Below are 20,551 nucleotides of genomic sequence, written 5' to 3'. Positions count from 1 at the left end.
TTAATTTACTTCCTATATTTCTAATTCATTGTATGGTAACATTCATTATTTTTGATATATGAAGATTATCATAATAAATGGCCCTAACCTTAATCTTTTAGGTAAAAGGGAGCCAGAAGTATACGGTTCTGAAACTTTTGAAGATTACTTTTCAAAATTACAATTCAAGTTTAAAGATGTTGAATTGGAATATTTTCAATCTAATATAGAAGGAGAGTTGATATCCAAGATTCAAGAAACGGGTTTTTCTTATGATGGTATCGTTTTAAATGCGGCGGCGTATACACATACTTCTGTTGGTATAGGTGATGCGGTAAAAGCGGTAGAAACTCCAGTAATAGAAGTCCATATCTCTAATACACACCAACGCGAAGAGTTTAGGCATATATCTTACATATCACGTGCAGCACATGGTGTAATACTAGGGTTTGGCTTAAAAAGTTATGATTTGGCTATTGAAAGCTTTTTATTTTAACTCAAAAATAAGTTAAAGGAATTCTAGGTATTTGAAATTTTTAAAGGCACTTTCAGTGGCTTTATATTTTTATTTATTTACCAGAATTATTGAAAAGAAAAATTATTCTGAAGCGTTGTCTTCAGGTCTTAAATATTTTTCTTCAACGTAGAAAGTAGCAAAGGGTAGAAGTGATGCTATTCCGAAAATGAATACTTTCTTAAAGCTCCATTTATGGGTAAACCCAACTATTAGCGTTAAAGCTATAAAGGCAATGAATAAAAAACCGTGCGCGTAACCTACTAATTTATTTGGCTCTGGTATTTCTGCCCAATATTTTAAAGGCATGGTTACTCCGAACAACGCCAAATAGGAGATTCCTTCTAAAATTGCCGTTGCTCGAAATAATTTTAACATGCTGTACTGTATTGTAATTAATTATAAGTGGATAACCTCGTCATAAGCCGCTGCAGTTGCTTCCATAACAGCTTCGCTCATAGTTGGGTGTGGGTGAATAGCTTTAAGTACTTCGTGCCCTGTAGTTTCAAGTTTACGACCAAGAACCGCTTCAGCAATCATATCTGTAACACCTGCACCGATCATATGGCAACCTAGCCATTCGCCATATTTGGCATCATATATAACTTTAACGAATCCTTCATAAGCACCGGCAGCTTTTGCCTTACCACTTGCAGAGAAAGGAAATTTACCAACTTTAATTTCAATACCTTTTTCTCTAGCTTGTTTTTCGGTTAAACCAACAGAAGCAATTTCAGGAGAACAGTATGTACAACCTGGTATGTTACCGTAATCTAATGGTTCAACGTGCATTTCTGCTAATTTTTCTACACATAAAATACCTTCGGCAGATGCAACGTGTGCAAGTGCAGGTCCTGGTGTAACATCACCAATGGCAAAGTATCCTGGTATGTTTGTTTGGTAGTAATCATTTACCAAAATCTTATCTCTATCGGTAGCAATACCAACATCTTCTAATCCTATATTTTCAATATTGGTTTTAATACCAACGGCAGATAATACGATATCAGCTTCAAGAACTTTTTCTCCTTTTGCTGTTTTTACCGTAGCTTTTACGCCACTACCAGAAGTGTCAACAGAAGTAACTTCGGCAGATGTCATTATCTTAACCCCTGCTTTTTTAAAGCTTCTTTCTAATTGCTTGGAAACATCTTCATCTTCAACCGGTACAATGTTCGGTAAATATTCAACAACGGTAACCTCGGTTCCCATAGAGTTGTAGAAGTAAGCGAATTCAATACCGATAGCACCACTACCAACAACAATCATTTTCTTTGGTTGCTTGTCTAAGGTCATAGCTTGTCTGTACCCAATAATTTTCTTGCCATCTTGTGGTAAGCTAGGTAGTTCTCGGCTTCTTGCTCCAGTAGCAATAATGATATTGTTAGCGCTGTATTCAGTAGTAGAACCATCTTCAGCCTTAACAGAAACTTTCTTTCCTGGTTTTAAAGTTCCGTAACCTTTAATTACTTCAATTTTATTTTTTTTCATCAAGAACTGAACACCTTTGCTCATTCCATCAGCAACACCGCGACTTCTTTTAACAACCGCATCAAAATCTTTATCGGCACCTTTAATTTTTAAACCGTAATCTTCTGCATGTTTCAAGTATTCAAATACTTGTGCAGATTTCAACAAAGCTTTAGTAGGTATACAACCCCAATTTAAGCAAACGCCGCCTAAACTTTCTTTTTCAATAATGGCAGTCTTAAAGCCTAATTGTGCAGCCCTAATTGCGGTAACATATCCACCGGGACCACTACCTAAAACGATAATATCGAAAGTGCTCATATTTTGATTTTTTGTAGTTTTTATTGAAGTGCAAAAATACAAAACCAAATTGAGATTGATTGTAGGATTTTAAAATATGACCTTTATTATGAAATTGTGATATTTTGAAAAAGTTCTAGTTAGTTTACTATGAATGTTATAGAAACAAACAAGAGACCTAAAAAGGTCTCTTGTTTGTAAAATATTTTAGTGAAAAATTATTCTGCGGGAACAAAATTTAAAGCTACACCATTTATACAATGACGCAAACCTGTTGGGTCTGGTCCGTCTTCAAAAACATGACCTAAATGACCACCGCAGGTAGCACAGTGTTCTTCTGTTCTTTTGTAGCCAATTTTATAATCTACATCATAGGCAACGTTACCTTCTATCTCTTCATAAAAACTAGGCCATCCGGTACCAGAATCAAATTTCGTGTAACTTTTGAATAAAGGCGTGGAACATGCGGCACAGACGTAAGTCCCTTTTTCTTTATTCTTTAAAAGCTCGCTAGTAAACGGGTTTTCAGTAGCAGCTTCGCGAAGTACATAATACTCAGAATCTGTTAATTCTTTTTTCCATTCGCTATTCGTTTTCTGTATGGCAAATTCTTTTTTATCACTCGTTTTTGTTACGGTGGCCATCTCTTTTTGTTGAGAGTTGCCTTTACAGCTTACAAAGAGTACCAATAGGGCAATTGCAATATTTATTTTCATCTTTCCAATTTTTTTTAATTCTGTCGGTGAAATTACCTATTCCTTTCAAGGTAATGTATCTACGAGTTTTTTAGAGTTAAAGTTTTAATAAATGGACATAAAAAAAGCCTTTGAGAAATGCTCAAAGGCTTTAGCTTAAATAGGTTAATTACCCAGGGATATTATTGTAATGTTACTTTCTGAACTTCTTCTTCTGTAACACCTAAATGTGCCATTACAGAATTTATGTTAGAAGTGTCTAATTTGCCAGTTGTTGATTCTGCCGGTAAAACAGCAATTCTAAAAATTTGATTGTCAGTATCTCCTGGTTGTAAGGTAGCTAGGTCAAAATCTGACTCTAAGAAAATACTAACGTCTAAAAAGGTGTAGTCAAAGTTATATTGTAAAAGCCCTTGATCTAATATTCTTGTTTGCGGCATTAATCTCCATATATCAACAGATTCACCATTGCTGTCTTCGGTTACATCCCAAAGCATGTAAACTAGAACTACATCAGTTTCAAAAACTTCTACAGTTTGTGGAAACTCGTAAAATATAGAATAGTCATTATCTAAAGTGAACGTACCTTCAATATCCACTACTTGCCCTAAGATGTTTACTCCGTCCGCACCATCTAATCCATCCAAACCGTCAAATCCGTCAAAACCAGAAGGTCCTTGTGGTCCTTCACAAGATATAATAAACAACGCGGCTAGTGCTCCAATAAATAAATTCAGTTTTCTCATAATGTTATAATTTTATGGTTTGAGTTTTAATTTTGAATAGTTGTTTCAAAAAGCGTTCCAATTTTGGTATTTAGATAATTAAATCGGATATTAACCTCTATATTCTCAACAAAAAAGAATTGAAGTCGGTCGTCTTCAAAAGATGATTAGCTTTACAAAAATAAACACTCTATATGCCTAACGTACAAGTTCACTCACTTTTCACTGATTTTGACATTGATCTTTTTAAAGGAGGTAAGCATTATCGGCTATATGAAAAGTTGGGTTCACATTTGGTAGAAGTAGATGGTGTAACCGGTACATACTTTGCTGTATGGGCTCCGTCTGCAAAACAAGTATCCGTTATCGGTAATTTTAATTCGTGGAACGTAGAAGAGCACCAATTAAATGTTAGATGGGATTCTAGTGGTATTTGGGAAGGATTTATACCTAATATAGGTAAGGGTGAAATATATAAGTATAAAATACAATCTAATAATAACGATATCTGGACAGAGAAAGCAGATCCTTTTGCCAGGTATTGCGAGCACCCGCCAAACACAGCTTCCATAATTTGGACAGCTGAGCATGATTGGAAAGATGATGCGTGGATGGGGTATAGAAAAGATAAAAACGGATTAGATAAACCTTATTCCGTTTATGAAGTGCATTTGGGGTCTTGGAAAAAGAATTCCGAGAATAAGTTTTTGACCTATAAAGAGTTTGCAATAGACCTTGTAAATTATGTTAAAGATATGGGGTATACCCATGTTGAGTTTATGCCGGTAATGGAATATCCTTATGATCCATCTTGGGGATATCAACTAACCGGTTATTTCGCGCCGACTTCAAGATTTGGTTCTCCGGAAGAATTTAAGTTTTTGGTAGATGCTTTTCATCAAAACGATATAGGTGTAATTCTAGACTGGGTACCTTCTCATTTTCCAGAAGATGCTCATGGTTTAGGGTTCTTTGATGGTTCTAATTTATATGAACACCCAGATAGAAGAAAAGGCTACCATACAGATTGGAAGAGTTTAATATTTAATTATGGCAGAAATGAGGTTAGAGCTTTTCTGATAAGTAATGCAATATTCTGGTTGGATCAATTTCATGTAGATGGTCTTCGTGTAGACGCTGTGGCGTCTATGTTGTATTTAGACTATTCTAGGGAAGATGGAGAGTGGGAGCCTAACATGTATGGTAATAACGAGAATTTAGAGGCAATGTCGTTTATTCGTGAATTGAACGAAGCAGTATACTCTAATTTTGAAGGTGTACAGACCATTGCTGAAGAATCTACCGCATTTACGGGCGTGTCTAAGCCAGTTGAACATGGCGGATTAGGTTTTGGAATGAAATGGATGATGGGTTGGATGCATGACACCCTGCAATTTTTTCAAAAAGAACCAATTTATAGAAAACACCATCAAAACGATTTGACCTTTAGTATGACCTATGCTTTTACCGAGCATTTCATGTTACCTTTTTCTCATGATGAGGTAGTTTACGGAAAACAGTCTTTGGTATATAGAATGCCAGGTGATGAATGGCAACGTTTTGCGAATCTAAGATTGTTGTTTGGGTATATGTTTACGCACCCGGGTACCAAATTAATGTTCATGGGTGGTGAATTTGGGCAAACGGCAGAATGGAATTTTGAGCAAAGTCTAGACTGGCATTTACTGCAGTATGATGGTCATAAAGGAATTCAAGATTTTGTAAAAGATTTAAACCATTTATATAAAAGTGCACCGGCGTTGTACGAGAAACAATTTAGTCCAGAAGGCTTTCAGTGGATAGATTATAGTGATCACGAAAATTCTGTTTTAACTTATGTGCGTAAAGGTCATGATGCGGAAAACGATTTGGTCATTGCATGTAATTTTACTCCTGTACCGCGAGAAAATTATAGAATAGGAAATCCTAAGAAAGGGAAATTAACAGAGGTTTTAAATAGTGATGATGCCAAATATGGCGGTAGCGGTAATTTGAATAGTATAGTAAAATCATCTACTAAAGCATCTCACGGATTTAAAAAGTCTATTGAAATTACAATTCCGCCTTTAGGTATTGTAATACTGAAATAACTTAAGGCAATTGCACAGTATTTAGGCAATTTTAGAGTATTTCTGCAGTACTAATAATTTGATATTTTTTAATTTATAAGTTCATGATCACAAATACAGAGCTTGAGTATAAAGGTAATTTATACCCAAACCATATCGTTGAATTTTCACAAGACTCAGATAAATTATACTTCACTACAGACAACGGTGTTGTCTTACAGATAACCATATTAAGAGGTAGTATTATTCGTTTTAGGTATGCTACAAATTATAATTTTGAACCAGATTTCTCATATGCGATAGACCCAGGTGCAACAATGGGTTACAGTAAGCTAGAAGTTGTGGAGAATGATACGGAGTATATTATCTCAACGGCAAGACTAAGTATTCTGGTAGACAAAATGACTTTAAGAACCCAGATTTCTGATTTAGAAGGTAATATTATTTGTGAAGATGAATTAGGTTTTCATTGGGAAGAGAATTATGAGTACGGTGGTAATACCGTAAAATTGAGTAAAATAACCCAATCAGGAGAAAGTTTTTATGGCATGGGCGATAAAGCTATGCATAGTAACCTAAAGGGTAAAAGAGTAGAAAATTGGGTAACAGATCAATTTGCATTTGCAAAGGAACAAGACCCATTATATAAGGCAATACCATTTTACGTCGGCTTAAATAAGGGCAAGGCTTACGGTATTTATTTTGATAATAGTTTTAGAACAGGTTTCGATTTTTCACAGGAAAGAAGAAATATAACCAGTTTTTGGGCAGATGGTGGTGAAATGAATTACTATTTCATTTTTGGACCAGACATGTCAAAAGTTGTAAGTTCTTATTCTAGTTTAACTGGAACACCAGAGCTGCCGCCTATGTGGGCGTTGGGTTTTCATCAGTCTAAATGGAGTTATTATCCAGAAAGTAATGTAAAAGAGGTGGCTAGTGAGTTTAGAAAACTTCAAATTCCGTGTGATGCTATCTATTTGGATATAGACTACATGGACGGATTCAGATGTTTTACTTGGGATAAAAATCATTTTCCCGATCCAAAGCGAATGATACAAGAATTGGAAGATGATGGTTTTAAAACTGTAGTAATGATTGATCCAGGTATTAAAGTGGATCGTAATTATTGGATATATAACGAAGCCTTAGAGAATGATTATTTCTGTAAAAGAGGAGATGGTCCATTAATGCATGGTAAGGTATGGCCGGGAGAATGTAATTTTCCAGATTTTACCAATCCTGCAGTACGTGAGTGGTGGGCTGAGCTATATAAAGAGTTTATGTCAGAATTAGGTGTTCATGCCGTTTGGAATGATATGAACGAACCTGCAGTAATGGAAGTACCGACAAAAACGGCACCATTAGATACGCGTCATGATTATGATGGTCACCCTTGTACACACCGTAAAGCACATAATGTATATGGTATGCAAATGGTTAGGGCAACCTATGAAGGGGTTAAAAAATATGTATATCCTAAAAGACCATTTGTAATTACGAGAGCTGCATTTGCAGGTACACAAAGATATTCTTCTACTTGGACAGGAGATAATGTGGCTACCTGGGAACATTTATGGATAGCCAACGTACAGGTACAGCGCATGTGTTTAAGTGGATATTCTTTTGTAGGGTCTGATATTGGCGGATTTGCTGAGCAGCCAGATGGAGAATTATTTGCAAGATGGGTACAGTTAGGTATTTTTCATCCTTTTTGTAGAGTACATTCAAGTGGTGATCATGGGGATCAAGAGCCATGGTCATTTGGTACCGAGATTACGGACATTGTTAGAAAATTTGTGAATCTGCGATATCAGTTGCTTCCGTATTTATACACTATGTTTTATAAATACACAAAGGAGAATATACCAATGATCCAGTCTTTGGTATTCTTTGACCAAGAAGATAACCAAACCCATTTTAGAACAGATGAGTTTATATTTGGAGAAAAAATATTGGTTTGTCCTATACAAGAGCCTAATGCACAAGGACGTAGAATGTATATTCCAAGAGGAGATTGGTATGACTTTTGGACTAACGAACAAGTAGAAGGGGGTAAAGAGAAGTGGGTGACAGCAGAAATAGATATGCTTCCAATTTTTGTAAAAGCCGGATCTATAATTCCAAAATACCCTATTCAGCAATACGTTGGTGAAAAGAAAATAGAAGAATTGATTTTAGAAGTATACTATAAAGAAGGTACTGAAGCATCAGAAGTATATGAAGATGCGGCTAATGGTTATGATTATAAAAAAGGACGATATTCTTTAAGTAATTATAAATTGACCGGAAAGGATAATTCATTGACCATTCAGTTATTTAAAGATGGAACTTTTGATACGGAATATGAAAAAATGAAACTTAATTTTCATGGTCTTCCCTTTGAGATTGATAAGGTGATGATAGATAATGAAGAAGTGTTATTGCATAAAATATCGACCAATGATAATCACGATTTGATTATAGACAAAAACTTTACGCTATTGCATTTATCAGGAAAACAATAACTTTGTAGCTTATTACCATTAACTAAATATAATAATATGAGAAAATTAGTATTAATAGTATTCGTCTTTATTGGCGTTTCTGCCTGTAAGGTAAATCCTTTTACAGGTCAAAAAACACTGAACTTTTACCCTAACAGTCAGGTGTTTCCATCTGCATTTGCACAGTATGATCAGTTTTTAACCGATAATAATGTGGTAACCGGTACAACAGATGCTCAGATGATAACAAGAGTAGGTCAACGTATTTCTAGTGCTGCAGAACGTTGGTTGACTGCAAATGGACACCCGGGTTATTTAGCGGATTATAAATGGGAATATAATTTAGTAAAAGATGAGACCGTAAACGCTTGGTGTATGCCAGGAGGTAAAATTGTATTTTACACGGGTATCTTACCAATTACGCAAACAGAAACAGGTGTTGCGGTAGTTATGGGTCATGAAGTAGCCCATGCCTTGGCTGATCATGGTGCACAACGTATGAGTGCAGGTACATTACAACAATTAGGTGCTGTGGCCGGTAACGTTGCAATTAAAAATCAACAAACCTTAGGCTTGTTCAATCAAGCTTACGGTGTAGGTACACAATATTTAGGAATGTTACCATTTAGTAGAAGTCACGAAACCGAGGCAGATAGAATCGGGTTACAGATAATGGCTATTGCTGGTTATGACCCTTACGAAGCTGCGGAGTTGTGGAAACGTATGAAGGCGAATAGTGGGGGAGAGGCACCACCAGAATTCATGAGTACACACCCATCTAATGACACAAGAATTAATAACTTAACTGCTTGGGCTCCAGATGCGGAAGCGGAAGCTGCTAAATTTGGTGTAACCAGTTTCAAGTAAAACGTTAAGGATTATTGTATATTGAAGCCGTTCAGAAATGAACGGCTTTTTATTTTTATATATGGGAAAAACTATAGTTGCAAAAGGAAGTAAAAAATTATTGAACGCATGGGCTTTTTATGATTGGGCCAATTCAGTGTATACGCTGACCATAGCCTCCTCTATTTTCCCTATTTATTATTCTACGCTCTTTGCATCTAAAGATGAATTGGTTTCAGCTTTTGGTTTTGAAATGAAACAGACAGTGCTCATTTCAATAGTTACTGCTTTTACTTTTCTTGTCGTAGCATTTTTATCACCTGTATTATCAGGTATAGCAGATTACGTAGGTAATAAGAAAATGTTCATGAAGTTTTTCTGCTACACCGGTAGTATAGGCTGTATAGGTCTTTATTGGTTTGATCTAGAACAAATTCATCTTAGCCTTTTATTTTATTTTATGGGATTGATAGGCTATTGGGGAAGTCTAGTTTTTTATAATTCATATTTGCCAGATATAGCTTTTGAAGATCAGCAAGACAGTATTAGTGCTAAAGGGTTTTCAATGGGGTATTTTGGTAGTGTTCTGTTACTATTGCTGAACTTGGCTATGGTTATGAAACCAGAGTGGTTTGGGTTTGATATTGGTGAAACTGAAGACACCTTGAATTTGGCTAAAGTAGAGGCAATGAGAATATCGTTTATTACCGTAGGGGTATGGTGGTTGATTTTTAGTCAATATACATTTTGGGTATTGCCTAAAGGCGTAGGTAAGGGTCATAAAATAACTAAAGATGTGTTGTTTAACGGACTTAAAGAACTTAAAGTAGTTTGGGGGCAATTAAAAGAAAATGAAAGACTAAAACGTTATTTAAATGCCTTTTTTGTTTTCAGTATGGCGGTACAAACAATTATGTTGGTAGCGGTATATTTTGGAGAAAAGGAAATTGCTTGGGGAACGGAAAGTGAAAAAACTACAGGTTTGATCATTAGTGTGTTGGTTATACAATTGGTGGCAATTGTTGGTGCTGTAATTACCTCTAAGGCATCTGATAAATATGGTAATATTAAAACTTTGATAGTTATTAATGCTATATGGATGTTACTATGTATCTACGCATATTTTATGGTTACGCCTACTCAATTTTATATTGCTGCTGGTTTTGTAGGTTTGGTAATGGGAGGGGTACAGTCTTTAGGGAGATCAACATATTCAAAATTTTTGCCGGAAACAGAAGATACTACCTCATATTTTAGCTTCTATGATGTTGCCGAGAAAATAGGTATAGTTATAGGTATGGCGCTTTTTGCCATAATAGATCAGGTAAGCAATATGCGTAATGCTATTTTGTTTTTGTTTGTGTTTTTTTTAGGCGGAATTTTATTGTTGTTACGTGTGCCAAAAGAAAAGGTTGAACCTGAAAATTATTAAGTATATTAGCGTTAATAAAATAACCGAATACAACCAGTAAACCATTAACAATGAAATATTTATTTGCTCTTTTAAGTTTATCGTTACTATTAGTCTCTTGTGGTACGAACAGTGTTGATTTAGCTATCGATAATCCAACTACCGAACCTGTCATTATAAAGGTAGATACATTAGAGGTAGAAATACCGGCTGAACAAGTTGTATGGGTTGAAATGGGTAAAGGAATGCATTCATTGACTTTAAAGAACGATAGTATTGTTGATTTTAATTTTCAATCTGATGTTTACATGATCAATCCGACTTTGACCGAATACTTAATGGCAGGGGAATATTACGGCGGCAATGAGTCATATTCATTATATCAATTATCAAATACAAGAACTGTAGAATTTTTAGGCATTGAGCTTGAAGGTGATTACGCAATTGTAAATGGTTTAATAAATCCTGTTACTTGGGATTATGGTCCACGAGAGACTTTACCGGAAACAGTACAAATGGAATCTACTGCAGGGTATGAGGTGCTTCAAAAATTATTTTCTCCAATTGAGTTTATCAACTTAGTTTCTGAGTCAAGAGAGTAAGAATAATTAAAATCTAAATTTTAATATTTTGTTCATAGGTATTCATGCTACTTGGGATGTTTATAATTGTAATGCTGATAAGCTTTCTTTTGTTCCGTATATAAAAGAATCTTTACATACTATTACGGCTACTCTTAATTTAGAAGAACTAAATGAAGCATTTAAGCAATTTGAGCCTATTGGGGTAACTGGTTTTATTCTTTTGGCAGAAAGTCACATTAGTATACATACGTGGCCCGAGCACAATTACGCGGCTATTGATGTATTTTCTTGTAAAGAATTTGATACTAGCGTTGTAACTGAGTTGTTGAAAAGATTATTTGAATCTAATACTATAGACCTAAACCAATTAAATAGAGGTTCCTTAGAATTGGCACAACGGTCTAAATTGAATGTTAAATGATGTAGTGGGAAATAAATTCACAATCATCAGATATTATGGGGTTTTCCTCAGCTCTTAGATTTAAAGCAGAGGGTCTATCTGTAAAAAACAATCCTGTTTGATAATAATAATTCTCCATGTCCTTTTCTAAAGGATAATACTTTTGATATACCTTATCTTGATTGGCAAAATCTCCTTTAGATTTAGAATTCAATTTGCCATTTATAGCAATGTTTTCTCCTAATCTGCCGTAAACTGGTTTACTTACAAAATCATTAAAATTAGGTGTGCTTAAAAAAGTCTGAGCAATTATATTATTAGGAAAGTGTTCGGTTATATAGCTCATGAATTTTTTATTTTGCCAAATAGCGCTATAAGGTGGATTTAAAACCGAGCAAAGATCTTTACATATTATTGTTGATAGTTCTCTAGCTAATTTAGGTTCCTCATTGAACATCCAATCCCAGGGTATCATTTTAGACCAAACATCTACCATTTGGTATTCCCCGTTGATTTCATAAAGAATTCCATTTTCTTCAGAAAAAATAACATCTTCTAGATTTACATAAAATGCTTTGTACCCGTTTTCATGGGCTATATCTAAAATAGAATTTACATTTAGAACATCTTCTTTGTAACCAAATGACGATCCAAGGATAAAAGGGTTAGAATGATTAATGGTACTCTTTAAATTTTGTAATATGTTGCCAATATCTTTAGATAAATTATTGAACTGGCTATCATTATTACCTTTTAGTTTTTTATTCTGTAACGATTGCCAATGAATGGTTTCAGGTAAGGTACTACAGGTATCTGCATTAAATTCAATTACATGAGAATCTCTTTGTTTAATACCACCATTAATATCAAATCTTCCATATAGAAATGGATGCTTATTTCTGTTTTCCCAAGTATGACGTATACAGTCGTGAAAAAAATCAGGAATGCCTAAATCACCTAATTTATTCTCACTAATTATTTTCTCGGTTGCTTTTTCAAATAGGGTAAAAGCTGCCGTGCTAATTTTTTTAAAATTTTCTACCTCAAAATTATAAAGACCTAATAATTCTTCGGTAAAATAATCTTGTTTCAAATACCAAAGTAAATGATGGGATACATCTTTTTTTTTGAGTCGTTTTATTTCTTTAAAACGATTATCCTCCAAACGATCTAAACGATCTTCCACTTCCATATCCTTTTGATGATGCTCCTGCAACTCTAATTTTTCTAGAAGTGGCAGAGCTTTTTAAATCATTTTTTAAATCTGTTGATTTGTTATAAGCAGTAGAATTCTTGTAGTAACTTGAATTTGGTGTTACGTTAGATAAGTTTCTATTAAAATAAGATGACGCTAATGAATAGTACAAAATTGTTCTTAGCCCAGATCTGTTGCGGTACCTGGTTTCATTAGAGTTATTATCAATTTTAGCTAAAGATAAAGTGTCTATTTGACCATCTAAACCATGAACTATGGCAATTGAATTCTCTTTTTTATCAATAATGCGCTCATCAATAATTTTATAATCATCACCCGGTTCAATTTCTTCAACTTCAGTTACTGTGCCTTTGGTTGCCTCGTAAATTGTTTTTTCTTCAGAATCTTTAATTCTAGGGCTTCCATCATTATCACCACAACTGGTCAATAAAATAGAACTACCTAAAGCGGCGGTCAGCATTAATTTTCTTGAAAATGCCAATCCAGTCATCATTTTTTTATTCATCTTTGAAACTGTTTTCTGTACTAGAATGAGAATCAAACTTAACTAAATTTTATGAGAAATAGAGTACTTATTTCGTTTGCTGTTTTTATTGCCGGGCTTTGTTCAATTATATATGAACTTTTGATTAGCACAACAGCAACATATTTTTTAGGTGATGGTGTTAGGCAGTTTTCTGTTATTATAGGTGTTTACCTGTTCTCAATGGGTATTGGAGCATTCTTGTCAAAATATTTAAGGGATATGCCTTTAAAGTTTTTTGTACGTATAGAATTTTTATTGGGTTTAATTGGTGGTATATCAGTGCCTTTACTTTTTTATTCGTTTGTGTCGGTCAGTGCCCTTGCGTTACAGATTATATGTTTGGTTATTATACTGCTAATTGGTCTTTTAACGGGTATGGAAGTTCCGTTACTTACATTTGTCTCTAATGAAGTTGATTTTAAAAATAATTTATCAAATGTGCTGTCTTTAGACTATATAGGCGGGTTGATAGCCACATTATTATTTCCCTTTATTTTATTGCCGTTTGTTGGTTTATATTACTCTTCTTTAATATTCGGTATTATTAATATTGTTTTAGGTTTGGTGTTGAATCATTTTCTTTTACAAAAATCTAAAAAGACGTTATTGTTAGGTCTAGCTTCAATGGCAGTACTTGTTGTACTAGTTATTTTTGGAGGTAAGTTTTTAAAAATATGGGATCAGGCAATTTATAAAAATCCAATAGTATTAAATGAGCAAACACCATATCAGAAAATTGTAGTTACAAAAAAGCAGGAAGACGTAAGGTTATATTTAAATAGAGTTATTCAATTTTCATCTTCTGACGAGTATAGATATCATGAGCCTTTAGTTCATGTTCCTATTTCATTACACGAAAACCCAAAAACTGTATTAATTCTTGGTGGCGGTGAAAATCTTGCCAGCAGAGAGGTTTTAAAGCATCCAAGTATTACGCAGGTAGATGTTGTGGACATTGATAGTACTATGTTTCATTTAGCTAAAAGAAACCCTTATTTTATGAAAATAAATGAAGGTGCAGCAAAGAATAAGCGTGTAAATCTAATAGCGGAAGATGCTTTTACATTTTTGCATAATGAAGCTAAGGGATATGATATTATAATTGCAGATTTGCCAGACCCTACAAACGAAGCTTTGGCACGGTTGTACAGCAAACAGTTTTTTCTATTAGCTAAACAACGATTGAATAAAAATGGATTATTTGTAACCCAGTCAGGTGAAATATATTTTTCAAATTCTGTGTTCAGTTGTATAAATAATACATTGTCACCAATTTTTAAATATGTAAAGCCATATCACTCTTACATACCTTCTTTTGGTGATTGGGGTTTTGTATTGGCAAGTGATGATAAGATAGAAGAGCGGAGTATTAAATCAACTCTGCCAAAAGATTTGAAATATCTGACCGAAAATCAATTTCAAATGGCTTTTCAGTTTCCTAAGGATATTACAATTAAAGAAACAAAAGTGAATACGTTAGATAGTCCGATTATTCTGAATTATTTCATTGATGATTGGAATAAGTGGAAAACCGATTTGCAATCGGGTACAAAATAAAAGACTCCTTTTAAAAAAAAGAAGTCTTTCTAGTTGTTCGATTTTTGATTGTAATTCTGTAATAAAGCATTTGAATGCTTTGCAGTCTTGCCTCAAGGTTGTTTAAAGTTAATCTTTTGAAATATTACCGGAACCAGAAGTTTTGGTATTTATTTTTTCAGGATTTCCTCTATAAGAAATATCACCAGAACCTGATACGCGAGCTTTAATAGATTTTTTTGCGGTAACCTCTATATCTGCAGAACCAGAAACTGTGGCTTCCACGTTGTCGGCTTCTAAATCAAAAGCCTCTATATCTCCACTGCCTGATATTGTAGCTTCAAAGTCTTTAGTAGCTCCGCTTAAGGCAATATTTCCTGATCCGGACATAGATGTAGAAATGGAATTTGAATCGATATCCAAAGTAATATCTCCCGATCCTGACATTGCAGTACTGAATTTATCGGCTTTAATTTTTGTTTTTCCAACGATATCACCAGAACCTGACATGGCAACATGGCTAATTGATTCTACAGGTACTGTAATGTGAATTCCAGATTTCCAATTACTTGATTTTAGATTAACGCCTTTTTCTGTTTTAATGACCAATTTGCCATCTTTTACTTCTGTGATAATATATTCTAAAAGATTTTCTTCACCTTTTAAGGTAATCTCTCCTTCATTACCAGAAACCAAGTCAACATCAAACCAGCCTGATACTGCTACTCCGTCATAATCGCCAGTATTTCTTTCAATGGTAATATTGTTTCCGTTTCCTTTAATAGTCTTTCCCCATTGTGCTGAACAGGAAAGGGAGATTAATCCCGCACATAATAATACACTTAACTTTTTCATGATATTCATTTTAAATTGATTGATATTTATTTTTTTGTAAAGCTTATTCCGCCATAGTCACTTGATAGTGTCATTCTATTTCCACTTCCTTTAGATCCGTAAAAGCCTTCGTAGTGTTTGTCAGAAGATTTTTCAGTACTGATGTTGATGGTGAAATCGTCCTTACCGCTAACTCCAGAATAACTAGTAGATATATCGAAATCAAAATGGTATTCGTTGTTATACCCAATTTTAATGCCCGTGTAATCTGTTCTTATCTCTACATTACCGGCATCTGCAGCTAATTCGTCTATACGAACCGAACCATAGTCTGCATGGATGGATACATCTCCATGAACAATACCTAGTTTTACGGTTATATAGTCCCCATTTCCATCTATATTTTTTAATTCAGAAACATCCATATTTCCATAATTGCTGGTGTATTCCAGATTATCCATGCTGCCAATGCTGGCATTTGTATAATCGGCATTTATAGCTAGGTTTCCGGCTTTTTCAATGGTAAAACCTGAGTAGTCTGCTCTAATCTCTCCACTATTGACGTAGCCAATGGTAGATTTAGAAGTATAATCGAAATTTAATTTATTGTTTCTACCTCTAAGCTCACCTAATTCTAATCTACCGTAGTCACAACTAATTCTGGCATGACCATCTATTCTGTCCAAAATAATATTACCATAGTCGTTGCTAAGGTTGACATTGTTTTTGATAGGTACTTTTATCGTGTAATTGATCTGCATATTAACATTGCTGTTATTTCCCCAGCTCCATCCCCAGCCATTACTACTTTTATTGAAAATAGTTTCAGCAGATACGCGTTCGTTACTAGCTTCAAAATCAACAGAAATCTCATCTAGTTTTTTCTGAACCTTATCTTCATTGTTTCCGTTGGTCTTAATATGAACTTCAATAACAATTTTGTTCTCGTTCCAGGAAGTGATGTTTAAATTGCCGTAAGAGTTGTCTATTTTAAGCAAAGCGTTGGCATTTACATTAAATTCTTTTTTAATGGTTTTTTCTCTGGTATGTTTACCATCAAAAGAATTATTGGCGGTAGCCACGGTTGTGAACGCTAGCATTAATAGCCAAGTGTATTTATATAGTAAAGTTTTCATCATTCGATTTTTTTATTGATTTAATATTTTCAATCTGTATCATTACTTCGTTAAGAAGGTCTATTCTAGTTTGGAAATTTGTGATCATAGCGCTTAATATTAGTTTGCTATTACCACCGTTTAAAAGGTCTTGTTCCATTTTTGTATAGTTCAATTGAAGTTTTTTCAATTGTGCCATGGTATCATTAATAATTCTTTCTGTTTCTGGTGATTTTTCAGAATTCAGTTCGTTGATCTGCTCTTCGATTAGGTTTGCAAAATAAAATTGTGTCTTAGAAGCTTCCGGCGAAATTTCGGCAACTTTTTCTTCTATACTATTGGCAGTGTTCAATTGAAAAATGCCAACGGATAATAGAATAGCAATAGAAGCGGCAACGGATAAGAATAACATCCAAGGATTCTTTTTCTTTGGTTCAAGCGTTGCCACGCCTTTAGATTCGTTTAATTTTTCTAAAAAACGTTGTTGGTGCCCACTGGTGGGTTCCGCATAATCCATTTTGTCCTGTAGCTCAATAAAAAGCTCGTCAATAGTATCTTTCTTCATTAGACCGCAAGTATTAATTTTTTTCTAAGACTTTCTTTAGCTCGTGAAACAGTAGTTCTGCAATTGGCATAACTAATATTCATGATTTCGCAAATTTCATCATAATCAAACCCTTCAATTAGATGTAAGGTCAAAGAAATTCTGTAATTGTCTTTTAAATCTTTCATGGTTTCCATCACTTTTTGAGCCTTTAGTTCTGTAAACACATGGTCAGATGCAATTCCGTCATTATCTTCGACCTTGTACAATACTTCATCTAAAGCAACTTCATTCTTTTTTTGTTGCTTTCTATATTGATGTATGCTGTTGTTGATAACAATGCGTTTCAACCAGGATCCAAAAGTTACTTCCCCTTTAAAAGTATGCAGTTTCGTAAATGCGCTTAAAAACGATTCTTGCATAATGTCTTCTGCTTGGGCAGTGTCTTTTACAATTCTGAGTGCAGTATTAAACATGGCCTTGTAATACCTGTTGTACACTTCTAGCTGTGCACTTTGTTTACCGGCTATGCACAATTGCACTAGCTCATCAATATGTTCCTTTTGTTGGCTCAAAAAGTGATTGGTTTATTGAAAGATGATTCAATTTACGGTTTGTTACAGTTTGGTAGAATTATTATTAAAAATTCTTTCTTTTTTATAAAGTTCAATTTTTAAAATGAAATAATTTAGTTGGCATAAGAATTGAAATACTTATGTGCAGATGAAGATGTAAAAAGCTGTATTCGCTTAGTTTTCATGGCTATTACAGTATTTATTTATAATTTATAAAAATAAAGTTCTGATCGTTTAATGACAGAATGACCGATATATGAGTATGGAAGATTCTAAATTTTCAAATTTTGACAATATGTCTTTACAAGGAATAGATCAAGATTCTGAGCTTATACCACTATTGACTCCAGAAGATGAGGAGCAAATGAATAGTGAAACCTTGCCTGAAACTTTACCAATTTTACCTTTAAGAAATACCGTGCTTTTTCCTGGTGTGGTAATACCTATTACTGCAGGTAGAGATAAAAGCATACAATTGATAAAAGATGCCAATAATGGCTCTAAGGTCATTGGTGTGGTTTCACAGAAAGATGAGGAAACGGAAAATCCGGATGTACAAGATATTAACACTTTAGGTACGGTAGCAAGAATTTTACGTGTGCTACAGATGCCAGATGGTAATACTACCGTAATTATACAAGGTAAAAAGCGTTTTGAGATTGCTGAGGTACTTACCAAAAAACCATATTTTACGGCAACGGTAAGAGAGACCGAAGAAATAAGACCGGAAAAGAACGATAAGGAATTCTTGGCTATAATCGAGTCAATCAAAGAATTGGCATTAAAGATTATTAGAGATAATCCTAATATTCCTAGTGAAGCATCTTTTGCCATTAAGAATATTCAAAGTAATTCATTCTTAATAAATTTTGTATCCTCTAATCTAAATTTAGATGTTAAGGCAAAGCAAGATTTATTAGAGATAGGTAGCTTACAAGAAAGAGCATTGGCAACATTGAAATATATGAATGTTGAAATGCAAAAGCTGGAGCTTAAGAATGATATACAGTCTAAAGTTAGAAATGACTTGGACCAGCAGCAAAGAGAATACTTTTTACATCAGCAAATGAAAACCATTCAAGAAGAATTGGGAGGCGTTTCATATGATGAGGAATTAGAGGAGATGAAAATCAAATCTAAAAAGAAGAAGTGGGGTAAAAAGGTAAAGGAACATTTTGATAAAGAACTAGCTAAAATGAAGAGAATGAACCCGCAAGTGGCGGAATATTCTATTCAACGAAATTATTTAGATCTATTATTGGAATTACCTTGGAAAGAATATTCAAAAGATAAGTTCGATTTAAAAAGAGCACAGAGAATATTAGACCGTGATCATTACGGTCTAGAAGATGTTAAGAAGAGAATCATTGAATATTTAGCGGTATTAAAACTGCGAAACGATATGAAGTCTCCAATTTTATGTCTTTACGGACCTCCGGGAGTTGGTAAAACATCATTGGGTAAATCTGTTGCAGAGGCATTAGGTAGAGAATATGTGCGTATGTCACTTGGTGGATTACGTGATGAAGCTGAGATTAGAGGTCATCGTAAAACTTACATAGGTGCAATGCCAGGTAGAATTATCCAAAGTCTTAAAAAGGCAGGTACATCTAATCCTGTTTTTATTTTAGATGAAATAGATAAGTTGTCAAACAGCAATCAGGGAGATCCTTCTTCTGCGATGCTTGAGGTTTTAGATCCTGAACAGAATAGCGACTTTCATGATAATTTCTTAGAGTTGGGTTATGATCTTTCTAAAGTAATGTTCGTTGCTACCGCCAATAATTTGGGTAGTATACAGCCAGCACTTAGAGACCGTATGGAAATTATAAATGTGAGTGGATATACTATTGAAGAAAAAGTGGAGATTGCTAAAAAGCATTTATTGCCAAAGCAATTGACCGAGCATGGTTTAGATGCTAGTCATTTAAAAATAGGAAAGCCACAACTTGAGAAAATTGTTGAAGGGTATACGCGTGAATCTGGTGTGCGTTCTTTAGAAAAGCAAATAGCCAAAATGGTACGTTATGCCGCTAAATCTATTGCTACAGAAGAAGCGTATGATATTAAAGTAAGCAATGAAGATATTATGGAAGTATTGGGAGCACCAAAAATGGAGCGTAACAAATATGAAAATAATGAAGTTGCGGGTGTGGTTACAGGTTTAGCTTGGACCAGTGTTGGTGGAGATATTTTGTTCATAGAATCTATACTTTCAAAAGGTAAAGGATCTATGAGTATCACGGGTAACCTAGGTAAGGTCATGAAAGAATCTGCTACCATTGCCATGGAATACATAAAATCTAATGCAGAACGTTTTGGTATTGATCCATCTGTATTTGAAAAGTATAATGTGCATATACATGTGCCAGAAGGTGCAACGCCAAAAGATGGGCCAAGCGCGGGTATTACCATGCTAACTTCTTTGGTTTCATTGTTTACTCAAAAGCGAATAAAAAAGAGTTTGGCAATGACGGGTGAGATTACTTTACGTGGTAAAGTGTTGCCTGTTGGTGGAATAAAGGAGAAGATTCTTGCAGCTAAAAGAGCAAAAATCAAAGAGATTATTCTTTGTGCGGATAATGAGCGTGACATCAAGGAAATCAAAGAATCTTACTTAAAAGGATTGACTTTTCATTATGTAAAGGAAATGTCTGAAGTTATTGATATTGCCATTACGGATGATAATGTAAAAAACGCAAAGGAATTATAATCTAGCTTTTCTT

Annotated in this window: 19 protein-coding genes; 9 read left to right on the top strand and 10 right to left on the bottom strand. The window is 34.3% G+C overall.

Annotated features, from left to right (window positions below; genetic code table 11):
• Nucleotides 1-58 precede the first annotated feature (58 nt).
• Entirely contained in the window at nucleotides 59-475 is a 417-nt protein-coding gene (aroQ, locus tag PXD56_RS16995) for a type II 3-dehydroquinate dehydratase (protein WP_276494525.1), read from the top strand.
• 102 nt (nucleotides 476-577) lie between these two features.
• Here aroQ and PXD56_RS16990 read toward each other — a convergent pair whose 3' ends face one another.
• From PXD56_RS16990 to PXD56_RS16975, 4 genes are all read right to left on the bottom strand, one after another.
• Entirely contained in the window at nucleotides 578-871 is a 294-nt protein-coding gene (locus tag PXD56_RS16990) for a DUF3817 domain-containing protein (protein ID WP_276494524.1), read from the bottom strand.
• 21 nt (nucleotides 872-892) lie between these two features.
• Nucleotides 893-2,284, bottom strand: a complete 1,392-nt coding sequence (gene lpdA / locus PXD56_RS16985) for a dihydrolipoyl dehydrogenase (protein ID WP_276494523.1) — start codon at nucleotides 2,282-2,284, stop codon at nucleotides 893-895.
• A gap of 197 nt (nucleotides 2,285-2,481) precedes the next feature.
• Nucleotides 2,482-2,979: a peptide-methionine (R)-S-oxide reductase MsrB gene (gene msrB, locus PXD56_RS16980; protein ID WP_276494522.1), complete on the bottom strand. Its 498-nt coding sequence runs from the start codon at nucleotides 2,977-2,979 to the stop codon at nucleotides 2,482-2,484.
• A gap of 161 nt (nucleotides 2,980-3,140) precedes the next feature.
• On the bottom strand, nucleotides 3,141-3,704 hold the full coding sequence (locus tag PXD56_RS16975) for a collagen-like triple helix repeat-containing protein (RefSeq protein WP_276494521.1): 564 nt from the start codon (nucleotides 3,702-3,704) through the stop codon (nucleotides 3,141-3,143).
• Between the two features lie 173 nt (nucleotides 3,705-3,877).
• On the opposite strand from PXD56_RS16975, the gene glgB reads away from it, so the two are divergent.
• The 6 genes from glgB (at nucleotide 3,878) to speD (ending at nucleotide 11,500) form a co-directional block, all read left to right on the top strand.
• Nucleotides 3,878-5,773 carry a 1,4-alpha-glucan branching protein GlgB gene (gene glgB / locus PXD56_RS16970; protein WP_276494520.1) on the top strand — a complete coding sequence of 632 codons (1,896 nt, stop codon included), beginning with the start codon at nucleotides 3,878-3,880 and terminating at the stop codon, nucleotides 5,771-5,773.
• 83 nt (nucleotides 5,774-5,856) lie between these two features.
• Nucleotides 5,857-8,259 carry a glycoside hydrolase family 31 protein gene (locus PXD56_RS16965; RefSeq protein ID WP_276494519.1) on the top strand — a complete coding sequence of 801 codons (2,403 nt, stop codon included), beginning with the start codon at nucleotides 5,857-5,859 and terminating at the stop codon, nucleotides 8,257-8,259.
• Between the two features lie 36 nt (nucleotides 8,260-8,295).
• Nucleotides 8,296-9,105, top strand: coding sequence for a M48 family metallopeptidase (locus PXD56_RS16960; protein ID WP_276494518.1), 810 nt, complete (start codon nucleotides 8,296-8,298; stop codon nucleotides 9,103-9,105).
• 61 nt (nucleotides 9,106-9,166) lie between these two features.
• Nucleotides 9,167-10,516, top strand: a complete 1,350-nt coding sequence (locus PXD56_RS16955; RefSeq protein ID WP_276494517.1) for an MFS transporter — start codon at nucleotides 9,167-9,169, stop codon at nucleotides 10,514-10,516.
• A 50-nt stretch (nucleotides 10,517-10,566) separates the two neighbouring features.
• Nucleotides 10,567-11,097 (top strand): hypothetical protein, encoded by a 531-nt coding sequence (locus tag PXD56_RS16950; RefSeq protein ID WP_276494516.1) that lies wholly within the window; start codon nucleotides 10,567-10,569, stop codon nucleotides 11,095-11,097.
• Nucleotides 11,098-11,125: 28 nt separating this feature from the next.
• A complete protein-coding gene (gene speD, locus PXD56_RS16945; RefSeq protein ID WP_276494515.1) occupies nucleotides 11,126-11,500 on the top strand; it encodes an adenosylmethionine decarboxylase in 375 nt (124 codons plus the stop codon).
• Here the strand turns inward: speD and PXD56_RS16940 are convergent.
• Both PXD56_RS16940 and PXD56_RS16935 read right to left on the bottom strand, forming a co-directional pair.
• Nucleotides 11,493-12,695, bottom strand: a complete 1,203-nt coding sequence (locus PXD56_RS16940) for a glutathionylspermidine synthase family protein (RefSeq protein ID WP_276494514.1) — start codon at nucleotides 12,693-12,695, stop codon at nucleotides 11,493-11,495. The genes speD and PXD56_RS16940 overlap by 8 nt on opposite strands.
• Nucleotides 12,634-13,200, bottom strand: a complete 567-nt coding sequence (locus PXD56_RS16935) for a Cj0371 family chemotaxis-regulating polar lipoprotein (RefSeq protein WP_276494513.1) — start codon at nucleotides 13,198-13,200, stop codon at nucleotides 12,634-12,636. The genes PXD56_RS16940 and PXD56_RS16935 overlap by 62 nt, the downstream gene beginning before the upstream one ends.
• Nucleotides 13,201-13,251: 51 nt before the next feature.
• Between PXD56_RS16935 and PXD56_RS16930 the strand changes: the two genes are divergently transcribed.
• Nucleotides 13,252-14,778, top strand: coding sequence for a polyamine aminopropyltransferase (locus PXD56_RS16930; protein WP_276494512.1), 1,527 nt, complete (start codon nucleotides 13,252-13,254; stop codon nucleotides 14,776-14,778).
• 108 nt (nucleotides 14,779-14,886) lie between these two features.
• Here the strand turns inward: PXD56_RS16930 and PXD56_RS16925 are convergent, their stop codons facing one another.
• Genes PXD56_RS16925 through PXD56_RS16910 form a run of 4 tightly spaced genes read right to left on the bottom strand, consistent with a single transcriptional unit; the run spans nucleotide 14,887 to nucleotide 17,825 of the window.
• A complete protein-coding gene (locus PXD56_RS16925) occupies nucleotides 14,887-15,612 on the bottom strand; it encodes a head GIN domain-containing protein (protein WP_276494511.1) in 726 nt (241 codons plus the stop codon).
• 26 nt (nucleotides 15,613-15,638) lie between these two features.
• Nucleotides 15,639-16,727 (bottom strand): DUF4097 family beta strand repeat-containing protein, encoded by a 1,089-nt coding sequence (locus tag PXD56_RS16920; protein ID WP_276494510.1) that lies wholly within the window; start codon nucleotides 16,725-16,727, stop codon nucleotides 15,639-15,641.
• On the bottom strand, nucleotides 16,708-17,271 hold the full coding sequence (locus PXD56_RS16915; protein ID WP_276494509.1) for a hypothetical protein: 564 nt from the start codon (nucleotides 17,269-17,271) through the stop codon (nucleotides 16,708-16,710). Before PXD56_RS16915 ends, PXD56_RS16920 begins: the two co-directional genes overlap by 20 nt.
• Complete coding sequence (locus PXD56_RS16910; RefSeq protein WP_276494508.1) at nucleotides 17,271-17,825, bottom strand: RNA polymerase sigma factor; 555 nt, start codon at nucleotides 17,823-17,825, stop codon at nucleotides 17,271-17,273. Before PXD56_RS16910 ends, PXD56_RS16915 begins: the two co-directional genes overlap by 1 nt.
• 262 nt (nucleotides 17,826-18,087) lie before the next feature.
• Here PXD56_RS16910 and lon point away from each other — a divergent pair, with 262 nt between their 5' ends.
• Nucleotides 18,088-20,538, top strand: a complete 2,451-nt coding sequence (lon, locus tag PXD56_RS16905; protein ID WP_276494540.1) for an endopeptidase La — start codon at nucleotides 18,088-18,090, stop codon at nucleotides 20,536-20,538.
• The last annotated feature ends 13 nt before the right edge of the window (nucleotides 20,539-20,551 follow it).

This window comes from Maribacter zhoushanensis, from assembly GCF_029350975.1.
Classification (GTDB): domain Bacteria; phylum Bacteroidota; class Bacteroidia; order Flavobacteriales; family Flavobacteriaceae; genus Maribacter; species Maribacter zhoushanensis.
The sequence above is the reverse complement of the archived record's forward strand: the minus strand, read 5'-3'. Positions and strand labels throughout refer to the sequence as shown.